This is a genomic window from Aeromonas sp. R7-5, from assembly GCF_040908015.1.
Classification (GTDB): Bacteria; Pseudomonadota; Gammaproteobacteria; order Enterobacterales; family Aeromonadaceae; genus Aeromonas; species Aeromonas caviae.
In genome coordinates this window covers 15,919-29,012 of the sequence record NZ_JBFOCZ010000021.1, presented here as the reverse complement: position 1 = coordinate 29,012, position 13,094 = coordinate 15,919, and the positions used below count along the sequence as shown (strand labels likewise).

Genomic DNA, 13,094 nt, shown 5'->3' with positions numbered 1-13,094 from the left:
AATGAACCCGATCAATGTCGCCAAGTTTGGCGGAACCAGCGTCGCCAATGCCGCGGCCATGAACCACTGCGCCGACGTGGTGCTGGCCAATCCGGCGACCCGGGTGGTGGTGCTGAGCGCCAGCGCCGGCGTCACCAACCTGCTGGTGAGCCTGGCTCAGGGTGAACTGGACGAAGCCGGACAGGATGCCCAGCTCGCCAGGCTTGCCGACATCCAGCTGGCCATTCTGGCCGCCCTTGGCAACCCGAGCGACGTGAGCGCCCTCATCCATGCCCAGCTAGGCGACATTCGCACCATGGCCCGCCAGGCCAGTCAGCACACCGACGCCGAACTCGCCGATCGCCTCATCGCCTGCGGCGAGCTGATGTCCACCCGTCTCTTCACCGAACTCCTGCACCAGCGCGGGGTCAAGGCCCAGTGGCAGGATGCGCGCCAACTGCTGCGCACCGACAGCCGCTTTGGCAAGGCCACCGTGGATCTCGCGGCGACCCGCGCCCTCTGCCAGCAGGCGGTGGGCCCGTTGCTGGGTGACAGCCTGGTCATCACCCAGGGCTTCATCGGTGCCGACGGCGATGGTCGCACCACCACCCTCGGCCGTGGCGGCTCCGACTACAGCGCGGCCCTCCTGGCCGAGGCCCTGGACGCAGGCAGCATCGAGATCTGGACCGACGTGCCCGGCATCTACACCACGGATCCCCGCCTGGTCACCCGCGCCCGCCCCATCCCCGAAATCAGCTTCGTGGAGGCGGCGGAGATGGCCACCTTCGGCGCCAAGGTGCTGCACCCAGCTACCCTGCAACCCGCGCTGCGCCAGGACATCCCGGTGTTCGTGGGCTCCGCCAAGGACCCCGCCGCCGGTGGCACCTGGATCCGCGCCACCACCCGCAGCAACCCGCTGTTCCGGGCCGTGGCCCTGCGCCGCCAGCAGGTGCTGGTGACCCTGCACAGCCTCAACATGTTCCACGCCTACGGCTTCCTGGCCGAGGTGTTCGGCATCCTGGCCCGTCACCGCATCTCGGTGGATCTCATCACCACCTCCGAGGTGAGCGTCTCCCTGACCCTGGATCACACCGGCAGCCAGAGCAACGGCGAACCCATCCTGAACGACAAGGTGCTGGCGGAGCTCGGCCAGCTGTGCAAGGTGGAAGTGGAGACCGGCTTCGCCCTGGTGGCGCTCATCGGCAACCGCATGAGCGAAGCGGCCGGGGTGGGCAGCCAGGTGTTCGACGCCATCCGCGAGCACAACATCCGGATGATCTGCTACGGCGCCAGCGCCCACAACCTCTGCTTCCTGGTCAAAGAGGACGAGGCGGGCCACATCGTCAATTGCCTGCACCGGGAACTGCTCGACTGAGTCGCCCCGGCGCTGGCACACAACGAGCCTCCTCCGCCCCATCACACTTCCCCACTCAGCAAAGAGGGGCGCCGCGGCGCCCCTCTTGTCACTCTTCTTCCACCATCAGCTGGTGACCAGGGTAGCCCGGGTGGGCAGCAGATTGGCCCGGATCTGCTCGCGCAGCCCTCCCAGCCGTTGCAGCAACCCGGCCTGACCGAGCCCCGCTTCGTCAGGGACCAGATTGTCCACCAGGGCCGGGAAGTGCTCCCGTACCGCCTGCTCCAGCCAGTCGAGGCGGCGCAGGGTGAGCGGGCCGCAGCTCTTGCCGCTGAGGTCGTCCAGGATGTCGAGCCGATGGCTGCGGTACATGTCGCGCCACCAGTTGGCCGCCAGCGCCTCGTCGCTTGCCAGCGCCGCACTCCACTCCCCCACCAGTCCCTGCATCCGCGCCAGCACGGGGGCGCTCGCCCCCTCCCGCGACAGGTATTGCAGCTCTCCCCTGGCCCAGGCGAGGCAGAGCTCGCGCCAGCGGCGAAACAGCGGCAAGGGACCCGCCTCGTCCAGCCAGAGCCCGGAGAGGGTGCGGGTTTCCAGCCGCTCAGGCACGTGGAAGTCGGGATCGGTGAGGCCGTTGGAGTTGAACTCGTGCAGGGGATCGAAGGGCCACATGTAGCCAAAATCGAACACCGAGATATGCTGGCCGTCATCCAGCAGGTTGCCCGGGCTCGGATCCCAGTCAAACCAGCCCCAGCGGGCCAGCTCCGCCTCCACCGCCAGCATCTGCGCCAGGTTGCGCTCGCAGAGCGTGCGCACCGGCTCCCCCCGCAGCCAGGGGGAGACCAACACCCCGGCCCGGGCGGAGCCGAAACTGGTACAGACCACGTTGGAGAGAATGGTGGGGTGCAGCTCCCGCAGGCTCTCTATCTCCCGGCGGCGCTCCAGCTCGGTGAGAAAGGCGGTCTTGCCGTCCACATTGGCTACCAGAGAGTCCTGGCGGCAGCGTTTCAGGCACCAATGGTGCCCCTCCACCTTGAGATGGAACACCTCGGCGGTGAGCCCGTGACCGTAGACCTTGACGACGTCCGGGTGATCCTCGGTCAGCCGGACGAGCTGGGGCAGCGGCAGGGGGCAGTCCCGCTCCCGCCCGATCCGGATCTCTTCTTTGCTCTCCAGCATCTGGAGCAATCTGGCCTGACGCGCCGCAACTTTGGGATTCATACATGTACCTCCAACCGTTACTGAGAGACTAAACAGCGCCCCCCTCCCAGACCAGCAGCAAAGGCTCATGATGACGCTTTCATCACAGAATGAGTGCCCCTGGCGGATCGGGATCACAAATTGCTTCACAGTGCTCATCACGGAATATTCATCTTGTTGTCATTAAATTGACATCAAGGAACAAGCCACGCACCATCGGGTCAAAATAGAGGCAGTCGTCGCTGCCATGACCGCTCCAAGGATGAGCCCTTATGAATGCCCCCGTCACCGGCCACCGCCCCGCCTCCCAGCCCCTGGCCGAGCTGTTGCTGGGTCTGCTGACCGCCCTGCTGCTGTTGACCCTCGCCCTGCCGCTGCTCAACCCCGTCAGTTGGCTCGGGCGTGCCGCCCCCCTCATTCTGGGCCCGGCGGATCAGCCCATCGCGACCCTCAATCGCTACAACCTGCTCTACAAAAGTGACAACCGGGGCTTCTATCTGGTGGTGCGCAGCCAGTGGCAACTGCTCAAACCCCTGCAGGAGGGGGACAAGGTGCGGGTGGAGCTGCTCAACGACAAAGGGGTGCGCATCGATCAGCTGAGCCAGGCGGTGGACAAGCGCCAGAAGTGCCGCAAGGAGCGCTGCACCCTGAGCCTCAACAGCGCCCTGCGCGCCCCCGACGACGCCCTGGACAGCCGCTACCAGCTACGCATCGGGCTGCTGCTGGCAGACAGGCCGGAGAGCGCCGAATACAGCCAGATCCTCCAGACCCTGCCGGAGCGCGGTTTCAACCTCCTCTACCTGATGACCAGCCTGCTGCTGGTGCTGCTGGTGAGCGCCGCCGTGCTCAAGGCCCTGCTGCCGCGGCTGCGCCGAAGCTACCGCGCCCGGGTGGCAGGCAGCCTGCTGCTCGGCAACCTCACCTTCGTGCTGCTGCACGGCTTCGTGGTGTTCAAGCTGGGGGAATTCCTGTTCTGGTCGGGCTTTCGGCCAGAGCACTACTACCTCGCCTGGGGCAGCATGGTGCTGGGCTGGAGCCTCTGTGCCCTCGCGGGCTTCAGCCTCTATATGGGGCTGCTCTTCACCGCCCTCTCGGGCATCGGGCTGCTCGCCAACTTCATGAAGATCGCCATCTACGGGGTGCCGCTGGGGGGGGACGATCTGGGCAACCTGCTGGCCCTGCTGCACATCCTGCTCGATCAGCACCCTGTGGTGCCGGTGCTCGTCGTGCTGGGGCTCCTCTTTCTGGTGTGGCGCTTCGCCCTCTCCCGCTGGATCCTGCGGGGCTTGCTGCGCACCGCCGCCGCCACCGCCGCCTTCTTCGCCCTCTGCGTGTTCGCCACCCAGACCGGCAACAAGCTGCTCGGGGCCAACATCCGCTACGTGGACAGGGCGGTGAACTACCACAGGGACATCATCCGCGCCGGCCCCGGCCTCTACCTGTTCAACCTGGTGGACGAGATGCTGCAAAGCGGCAACGTGTTTCGCTACCCCTTGCAGATCAACGAGCGCACCCCGGAACTGAGCCTGCCCGCCCAGCCCAGGGCTCCCCGCTTCGATCTGGTGATCGTGCTGCAATACGAGTCACTCTGGCTTGACTGGCAGGGCCGTCTCTGCGCCCCCGCCCCCACCTTGAGCCTGCCCGCCAGCGTGGCCCAATGGCGCAAGACCATCCACTCCCCCACCACGGGCGGCATGACGGTGCTGGCGGAGTTCGAGATGAACACCGGTCTGCCGGTGGGCCTGCTCAAACAGGGGGTGGTGCCCTACTACTACCTCTCGGACAAGGTGCCCGGCCTTGCGCGCAGCGCAGCCCAGAGCGGCTACCAGACCCTGTTCGCCCACCCCTATGTGGAGAAGTTCTGGGGCCGTGCCAAGGCGATCCCGGCCCTCGGTTATGAGGAGCGCTGGTTCGATACCCGCTTCACCGCCCTCGAGCACAAGGGGCTCTACATCTCCGACGATGCCCTCATCGATCACCTGCTCAAACGCAGCAACCAGGACGATCAGCCCCTGTTCGCCTACGCGGTCACCATGCAGGGGCACGGCCCCTTCGACGGGGATCGCTACCGGGCCCAGCAGCGCAGCGGCGCCTGCCCGGATCAGAGCCCGGCGGATACCCAGTTGCTCAACACCTACTACACCGGGGTGGTGGACGCCATGGCCTCCCTGGAGCGGCTGCTCAAGACCCTGGACAGCTCCGGCAAGCGCTACCTGGTGGTGGCCTTCGGGGACCACCAGCCCTTCCTGATGTCGGCGGGCAAGGGTATCCACGGCGCCAAACCGCCACGGGATGCCAGCTACCAGATCCCCATGATGGCCTTCACCCGGGCCGGGGACGGGCTGGATCTCGCCCGCCAGTTCGACCCGGTGCGCCAGCTCTACCAGATGGGCCAGGCCACAAGGCAACTGCTGGCGGGGGACCTCACCCCCATCCGGGACCAACCCCTGCTCCACCCGGTGCTCGGGGAGGAGAAAGGCTTCGACCCCTCCCCCCTGGTGCCGCAGATCCGCGCCAGCTTCCGGCCCGATGCATTGCCCTGATCGATTGAGACACGAGGGACACAGATCCTTGCAACACCTTCCGGCCCGATGCCCTGTCCTGATCCGCAGCGAACTAGCAGACGACAAAGAGGTCGCCCGGGCGACCTCTATTTATGGGCGGGATGCGAGTACAGTGCCGCCTGCACCTCGCCATGTTCGTCCCGACCTGGGCTCTGCGACCCCTGACAGGTCATTTTTTGTTTAGATATATCAAACGATAACTCATTATCGAATAGCAAAACTGAACAACTTTGCCGACCTTCAGGCCCCGTGCCCCCCATGTTCCCGCACCTTCTCCGGGCCGGGCCATTTTCTCCCTCATTCCCGGCCAGCCCAGAGCCATCGGAGCATTCGATACGTTCAGGCCTTGAGCCACACTCACTTGCGCCCACCTTTGCGCGTCACACCCAGCAAAAAGCCGACCTCGGGGTCGGCTTGTGACGGGGCGTTTGGCCATGCAGGGCCGGGCACTGGCGGGCTAGATCACCACGGCGGTGCCGCTGATGCTGACCATCAGCATGCTGCCATTCTGGCCCACCACCTCGTAGTCGATGTCGATGCCCACCACGGCGTTGGCCCCCAGCGCCTGGGCACGCTCCTTGAGCTCCTCGAAGGCGATCTCCCGGGCCCGGGCCAGCTCTTTTTCGTAGGCGCCGGAGCGACCGCCGATGATGTCGCGGATGCCGGCGAACAGATCCTTGAAGATGTTGGCGCCGAGGATGGCTTCGCCCACGACGATGCCGCGGTACTCGCGAATGGTCTTGCCTTCCAGGGTGGGGGTGGTTGAGAGGATCATGAGGTCTCCTGTGAGTTGGGCTGGGTGTGCGAAGCACCGTTGCCGTCATGGTAGCAAGGCGCTGGCCAAAGCATAAGCCCGGCGTGGTCAGGGGCTTCAAGCACAGCGTCCGCCAGGTTCATCAAGGAGCCATCCATAGGGCCTGTGTCGTGCCACTTTCCCCCGCAAAGCGACCTTGGGCACCGGTGCTGGGGAGAGGGCTTCCGGGCCACGATGAAAGCGGGGCCTTGATGATGCAGACACGACGGCAGCTGCACCGGCCCCCTGGACGGCGGCAGGCGCTGCCAGGAGCGCCCCGCGTCGGCCATAAAAAAAGGAGAGGCAAGCCTCTCCTTTCTGATGTTCGCAGCGGCAGCCGCCATGCACTCAGTGCAGCTTCATGCTCGGGCGCAGCACCCGGTTGATGCGGCCCACCAGCATGATGAGGCCGGTCTTGATGTAGCCGTGCAGGGCGACCTGGTGCATCCGGTAGAGGGAGATGTAGACGATGCGGGCGATGTAGCCCTCCACCATCATGGAGCCCCGCATCAGGTTGCCCATCAGGCTGCCCACGGTGGAGAAGCGGCTCAAGGAGACCAGGGAGCCGTGATCGTGATAGCGGTAGGGCTTCATCTCGCCGCCGTTCATCTTGGCCAGGATGTTCTTGAACGCCTGGGTCGCCATCTGGTGGGCGGACTGGGCGCGGGGCGGCACGAACTTGCCGTCCGGCTGCGGGCAGGCGGCGCAGTCGCCGATGACGAAGATGTTCTCGTCCCGGGTGGTCTGCAGGGTCTCGTGGACCACCAGCTGGTTGATGCGGTTGGTTTCCAGGCCCGCGATCTCCTTCATGAAGTCCGGCGCCTTGATGCCCGCGGCCCACACCATGAGGTCTGCTTCAATCAGCTCCCCATCCTTGGTGTGCAGGCCCTCGGCGGTCGCCTCGGTGATCATGGTGGCGGTGCGCACGTCCACGCCCAGCTTCACCAGCTCCTGATGGGCGGAGCCGCTGATGCGCTCCGGCAGGGCCGGCAGGATGCGAGGGCCCGCTTCCACCAGGGTCACCTTGAGGCTGTCTGTAGTGAGGTTCTTGAAGCCGTAGGCGTAGAGCTGCTCCACCGCGTTGTAGAGCTCGGCGGAGAGCTCGACGCCGGTGGCGCCGCCGCCGACGATGGCGATCTTCACCTTGTCACCGGGTTGGTATTCGGTGGCGAACTGCAGGAAGCGGTTCATCATGCTGTTGTAGAAGCGGTGCGCCTGAGAGGGGCTGTCCAGGAAGATGCAGTGATCCTTGATGCCCTTGGTGTTGAAGTCGTTGGAGACCGAGCCGATGGCCATCACCAGAATGTCGTAAGCCACTTCCCGCTCGTTGACCACCAGGGCGCCGTTCTCGTCGTGGATGGGGGCCAGCACGATGCGTTTCTCGTCGCGCTTGATGTCGGTCAGGCTACCGAGCTGGAATTCGAAGCCGTGGTTCTTGGCGTGAGACTGGTAGCTCAGGGCATCGATGCCCGCATCCATGGAGCCGGTGGCCACTTCGTGCAGCAGGGGCTTCCACAGGTGGGTGCGATTGCGATCCACCAGGGTGATCCTGGCCTTGTTCTTCTTGCCCAGCTTGCGGCCCAGGCTGGTCGCAAGCTCGAGACCACCGGCGCCACCGCCTACAACGACAATATTCATCATGATGATTTTCCTTGGTTCCTCAAAACGAAAGGGAGCCATTGGCTCCCTAAAACGAAATCGGTTGACGTGATGGCTCAGGCTTCTTTGAAGGCCTTCATCCGTTGCAGATGGTGCGAGATGTTCTTGAACTTATGGGTCTCGCGCTCATCCCATACGATGTCGTAATAGTTCTTCAATTCACGTTCAGTGTCCCGATTATCGCGGATTTCATCCTGAACGGAAAGGATGCACAGGCAGTTTCCTGAATTTTTATTACGAAATTCGGTTACACACTTGGTGCCGATGTCCTCGTACTCTTCCGGCCTGTCGATCTTGCCCTGCATGTTCTCTTCCGGGTGCAGGTTGGGGTTGAAGACCACCTGCTTGATGCCGCACAGAAACCCGATCCGCTCGCTCCAGTAGCCACCCAGGCCCACGCCGCAGATGAGAGGTTTGGGATCGGTGCTCATGTCGAGCTGCTTCTTCACTTCCTTGAGCAGATGGCTCATGTCGTGGCGGGGGTGAACCGTGCTGTAGTGCACGAAACGCACATCATCATCGATAAACTGCAACTGCAGCACTTTTTCATGATTGCCGGGGCTGGTGGCATCAAAGCCATGCAGATAGATGATCATGGACAAGACCTCAAAAACTGTGTCGGTTCTATCGAAACTACCCCAGCGACAGGGCCTTGCGCCACCAAAACATCCCACTTTCTTGCTTTGGATCACGCCCCTTCGGGCCACCGAACCGCGCGCCGGGGCCGCTGTGGCAGCGCCATGCCCCGGCGGGACATGGCGCAAACCGGGTCTGGCGAGGTTAACTGCCGCACTGGGCGAAGCGCGCCACCGCCGCTTCCACCAGGGCCAGGCTCCCCTGCCAGAAGGCGGGCTCGCGAATGTCCTGCCCCAAATGCCGTTCGACCAGCTCTTCGGCGCTCATGCGACCTGTGTCTCGCAGCAGGGCGCGGTAGGCCTCGGCCACGCCCGCCTCCCCTGCGGCCTGGCGGCTCATCAGCTGCTGATAGACCCCGAGGCTGAACAGATAGCCAAAGAGGTAGGGGTAGTTGTAAAAACCGAAGCCCGCGATGGAGAAGTGCGCCTTGGCGGCCCAGAACAGGGGGTGATAACGGTCGAGGCTCTGCTCGTACCAGCGCCCCCAGGCCTCGTCGGTGAGCCCCTTGAGCCGGGCCGACGACACATAGCCCTGCTCGCGCTCGGCCACCAGGGCCCGCTCGAAGTCGAAGCGGGCCGGGATGTTGACCAGGAAGGTGGCGGCGCCATCGGCATCAGCCCAGGCAATGGCCAGACGCTCCTCGGCGCTTCGGGCCTGCTCGTAGAGGGCGCTGCGCACCAGGGTCTCGGCGAAGATGGAGGCGGTTTCCGCCAGGGTCATGGGGTAGCTGCGCTGGCTCATGGGCAAGTCGCGGATGAGCCAGTTGTGCCAGGCGTGACCGAGCTCGTGGGCCAGCGTGATGACGTTGTCCATGGTGCCCGCATAGGTGATGAAGACCCGCGGCTCCACCGGCTCGGCAAACTTGGTGCAATAGGCCCCGGTGCGCCGGTTGGGGGTGGGGGCGGCATCAATCCAGCCACGCTCGGCCATCATGCGGGCAAAGTCCCCCATCTCGGGGTCAAAGCGCGCGAAGGCCAGGGCGATGATGTCGACCGCTTCCTCGAAGGGGATCTCCCGGCGGCTGGCGGCAGGGGGCGGCGCAAAGAGATCCTCCGGCCCCAGCACCTCGAGGCCGAGGTGACCGGCCATCAGCCCCAGGGCCCGCTGGCCCAGATGGCGGGCCTGCCAGGTCTCCGCCATCAAGGTATCCAGGGTCGCCCGCTCGATGTGGCTCTGGTGGCAGGAAACGTCCAGGGCATCGAGGCGCCGGTGTTTGCCGCGCTGGCGCGAGAGCTCCAGGCGCCAGCCGTTGAGGGCGTTGAGGATGGCTGCCACTGTCTCCTGCTCCCCTTCCCAGCCGGCGCTGATGGCATCGAAGGCCTCTTTGCGCAGGGCCCGATCCGGGCTGGAGAGCAGGTTGCTCGCCTCCGCCAGCCCCATCTCGCGACCCGCGATCACCAGCCTTATCTTGCCCACCAGATCGTTGTAGAGGTTGCCCCAGGCGTGCAGGCCATCGGTGCCAAGGCCGATGACCAGCTGCTCCGCCTCCACCGGCAGCCGCTGATCCTGCAGGCGACGCTCGTGGCGCAGCCGGTACCCCTCCTCCCCGAGCAGGGGGTCGGCCATCAGCTGCTCAAACTCGGACGCAGGCAGCCCCAGCATCAGATCTTCGATGGGGGCAAGCGTCTTGAACAGATCCGCATTGAGGGCACGGGCCCGGGAGGCAACCTGCTTGGCGAGGGGATCCCGGGCGTCCTGGCTCCCCTTGCAGGCCGCCAGCACGGCGATGTTCCAGCCGATGTCGCGAATGCGGCGGGCCCGCAGGCGTACCTCCCTGAGGAAGTCCTGCAAGGCGCCTGGGGTGCGAGGCACCTGGGCCAGTCCCTCGATAAAACCGCTCAGCTCGGCCAGGCTGGCGCGGGCCAGGCTCATGTCCGCCTCGAGGACACAGCTGTCGAGGGAGGGGTAGATGTGATCATTTTGCCACTGCTGTGGATAGACTCGTTGTTGCATCGAACGCTCATCGTCAGGGACGGGCATCGCCCGTCGTGAAATCCAGGTGGCCAGAGCCACCACCTTCGCGGGCAGGCATCACACCAACCGCTCGAGGCGCACCACCGCCTCTTCCACATAGCGCAGGCTCTCCTGCCAGAACCCGGGTTCGCGGATGTCGACCCCCAGGTGCTTCTCCACCAGCGCCTCGGCGCTCATGCGGCCGGTATCTCGCAGCAGGGCGCGATAGGCGGGCACAAACTCGCCCCCGGCCCGCGCATGCTGGGCATAGAGCCCCAGGCTGAAGAGATAGCCAAACAGATAGGGGTAGTTGTAGAACCCGGACTCGGCGATGGAGAAGTGACCCTTGCTGGCCCAGAACAGCTCGTCATACTGGCTGAGGGCGTCACCATAGCACTGCTGCTGCGCCGATTTCATCATCTCCCGCATCTGGCTCGCCCCCACGTAACCCACCTCCCGCGCCGTCACCAGGGCGCGCTCGAAGGCAAAGCGGGCGGGGATGTCCAGAAGCAGGCTCGCGGCCCGCTCCCCGTCCAGCCAGGCGATGGCCCGCCGCTGCTCCACCTTGTCGGTAGCGGCCAGCAGGGCATCGCGCACCAGGATCTCGGCAAAGAGGGAGGCGGTCTCCGCCAGCGTCTTGGGGTAGCCCCGCTGCTCGAAGGAAAGATCCCGCAGCAACCAGCTGTGCCAGGCGTGGCCGAGCTCATGGGCCAGGGTGATGACGTTGTCCATGGTCCCCTCGAAGGTGAGGAAGACCCTTGGCTCGGGCGGATCGGCATACTCGGTGCAATAGGCGCCGCTTCGCCTGTGCTCGCTCGGGGCGGCATCGATCCACCCCTTGTCGGCCATCATGCGGACAAACGCCCCCATCTCGGGGTCGAAGGCGGCAAAGGCCTCCATCACCAGATTCAGCGCCTGCTCGAAGCCGAACTTGCCGTGCACGGCCTGGGGCGCCGGGGCAAAGAGATCCCAGGGGGCGAAGTCGGTGATCTGCTGGGCACAGGCCATGGCCCTCAAGGCGCGGCGCCCGAGCTCCCTGTGCTCCCCGGCCGCCGCCATCAGGGTCTCCAGGGTCGCGCCCGTGATGTGCTCCTGATGGCAGGTGACCTCGAGGGCATCCAGCCTGCGCCCCTTGCCACGCTGGCGGCCGAGCTCGTTGCGCCAGCCGTTGATGGCGTTGAGAATGGCGGCCACCGTCTCCTGCTCCGCCTCCCAGGCGCCCTGGATGGCGTGCCAGGCACTGGCGCGCCGCGCCCTGTCCGGGTGGGCGAGCAGGTTGTCCGCCTGGGCAAGCCCCATGGGCACCCCCTCCACCACCGGCAGCAGCCGCCCCACCAGGTTGTCATAGAGATCCCCCCACCCCTGCAGGCCGTCCACCGCCAACCCCTCGATGAGCTGCTCGCTCTCGAGCGAAAGCCACTGATCCTGCAGCGCTCTGTCGTGATGGATCTGGTAGGCCAGCTCGAAGAGTTCGGGGTCTTGCAGCAGGGTGCGCACCAGTGACTCGGGGGCGCGAACCCAGAACAGGTCCACCGGCTTGCTGCGCTGGGCCAGGGTCGCCTCCAGCTGCTGGCCCCGGGAGAGCAGTACCCGGGCCTCCTCGTCGCGCCCGTTCTGGCTCAGTCGGTTGTAACCATAGACTTGACTGTTCCAGGCCAGGCTCTTCACCCCGTTGGCCTCGCGGCGGATGGCCCGCAACAGGTGGCGCAGGGCATTGGCATCCGCAACGGGATGGGCGGGATCCGGCAGGTCCGCCAGGAGGGCGTCAAGCCGGGTAAGGGTACGGGCAGCCTCCTGGAAGGCGGCCTCGATGGCAGGATCGTCGGGGGCGGCATAGATGTGATCATCTCGCCAAACGGGTGGTTTCATGGTTGTCCTTGTCTGTTTGCGTCCATATCGGGTCACCCCGCCTCTGCGGGCGGGTGAAACCGGATAGTACGAAGGGGGCCTGGCACTTGCCTAGCCCCCATTCGAGGCAACCAGCAGAAGAGCGCCCCCGGGTGCGACGGCCCCTGTCGGCCCTCCCCCGACAAGCGACCTATTTGGCGGGCTGAAGCCTGCTCACCAGGGTCATGGCCACCACCAGCACCAGTCCTGCCACCACGCCGGCCAGGGCGCTCAGCAGGGTGGGCGTCACCACGGCCAGTACCCCGCCGACCCCGGGCAGGGCGGCCACCGTGTCCGCCGTCCCTTCGATGAGATGATGGAGGAAGGGCCAGCCATGGACCAGAATGCCGCCGCCGACCATGAACATGGCGATGGTGCCCACCAAGGCAAGCAGGTGCATCAGACGGGGCGCCGTCACCAGCAGCCCCTGCCCCACCGCCCGGCGCACGGCGCCGCCATCGGGCTTTTGCAGCAGGTGCAGACCGATGTCGTCGAGCTTGACGATGAGCCCCACCAGGCCATAGACCCCCACGGTCATCAGCAGGGCGATGCCCGCTACCACGGCGATCTGCAGGCCCAGGCTCGACCCCTGCACGGTACCGAGGGCGATGACGATGATCTCCGCCGAGAGGATGAAATCGGTGCGAATGGCCCCCTTCACCTTCTGGCGCTCATAGGCCGCCAGATCCTCGGGCACCGGCGCCGCCTGATGCGCCTCCTCCTCGTGGGGCAGGAACTTGTGGACCAGCTTCTCCGCCCCCTCGAAACAGAGGTAGGCCCCCCCCAGCATCAGGAGCGGGGTGATGAGCCAGGGGATAAGGGCGCTGATGGCGATGGCGGCAGGTACCAGGATGAGCTTGTTACGAAACGACCCCTTGGCCACCGCCCACACCACCGGCAGCTCACGCTCGGCCCGCACCCCGGAGACCTGTTCTGCATTGAGGGCGAGATCGTCCCCCAGCACCCCGGCCGTCTTCTTCGCCGCCACCTTGGTCATCAGGGCGACATCATCGAGCACGCTGGCAATATCATCGAGCAGGGTCAACAAACTGGCTCCGGCCATATCTGG

General features: G+C 65.5%; 9 protein-coding genes. 2 read left to right on the top strand and 7 right to left on the bottom strand.

Annotated features, from left to right (window positions below; all coding sequences use genetic code 11):
* Window position 1 precedes the first annotated feature (1 nt).
* Window positions 2–1,354 carry a lysine-sensitive aspartokinase 3 gene (gene lysC / locus AB5Y53_RS07360; protein WP_010674363.1) on the top strand — a complete coding sequence of 451 codons (1,353 nt, stop codon included), beginning with the start codon at window positions 2–4 and terminating at the stop codon, window positions 1,352–1,354.
* 105 nt (window positions 1,355–1,459) lie between these two features.
* Here the strand turns inward: lysC and AB5Y53_RS07355 are convergent, their stop codons facing one another.
* On the bottom strand, window positions 1,460–2,554 hold the full coding sequence (locus tag AB5Y53_RS07355; protein ID WP_368181493.1) for a hypothetical protein: 1,095 nt from the start codon (window positions 2,552–2,554) through the stop codon (window positions 1,460–1,462).
* 251 nt (window positions 2,555–2,805) lie between these two features.
* Between AB5Y53_RS07355 and AB5Y53_RS07350 the strand changes: the two genes are divergently transcribed.
* Window positions 2,806–5,076: an LTA synthase family protein gene (locus tag AB5Y53_RS07350; RefSeq protein ID WP_368181492.1), complete on the top strand. Its 2,271-nt coding sequence runs from the start codon at window positions 2,806–2,808 to the stop codon at window positions 5,074–5,076.
* 478 nt (window positions 5,077–5,554) lie between these two features.
* On the opposite strand, the gene AB5Y53_RS07345 is transcribed toward AB5Y53_RS07350, so the two are convergent.
* From AB5Y53_RS07345 to AB5Y53_RS07320, 6 genes are all read right to left on the bottom strand, one after another.
* Window positions 5,555–5,872: a heavy metal-binding domain-containing protein gene (locus AB5Y53_RS07345; protein WP_010674360.1), complete on the bottom strand. Its 318-nt coding sequence runs from the start codon at window positions 5,870–5,872 to the stop codon at window positions 5,555–5,557.
* 366 nt (window positions 5,873–6,238) lie between these two features.
* Window positions 6,239–7,531, bottom strand: coding sequence for an NAD(P)/FAD-dependent oxidoreductase (locus AB5Y53_RS07340; protein WP_368181491.1), 1,293 nt, complete (start codon window positions 7,529–7,531; stop codon window positions 6,239–6,241).
* 74 nt (window positions 7,532–7,605) lie between these two features.
* Window positions 7,606–8,145: an alpha/beta hydrolase YcfP gene (ycfP, locus tag AB5Y53_RS07335; RefSeq protein WP_005331594.1), complete on the bottom strand. Its 540-nt coding sequence runs from the start codon at window positions 8,143–8,145 to the stop codon at window positions 7,606–7,608.
* A 184-nt stretch (window positions 8,146–8,329) separates the two neighbouring features.
* Window positions 8,330–10,138, bottom strand: a complete 1,809-nt coding sequence (locus tag AB5Y53_RS07330; RefSeq protein ID WP_368181489.1) for a M3 family oligoendopeptidase — start codon at window positions 10,136–10,138, stop codon at window positions 8,330–8,332.
* 78 nt (window positions 10,139–10,216) lie between these two features.
* Complete coding sequence (locus AB5Y53_RS07325; RefSeq protein ID WP_368181488.1) at window positions 10,217–12,007, bottom strand: M3 family oligoendopeptidase; 1,791 nt, start codon at window positions 12,005–12,007, stop codon at window positions 10,217–10,219.
* A 169-nt stretch (window positions 12,008–12,176) separates the two neighbouring features.
* A complete protein-coding gene (locus AB5Y53_RS07320; RefSeq protein WP_102948307.1) occupies window positions 12,177–13,088 on the bottom strand; it encodes a DUF808 domain-containing protein in 912 nt (303 codons plus the stop codon).
* Window positions 13,089–13,094 lie beyond the last annotated feature (6 nt).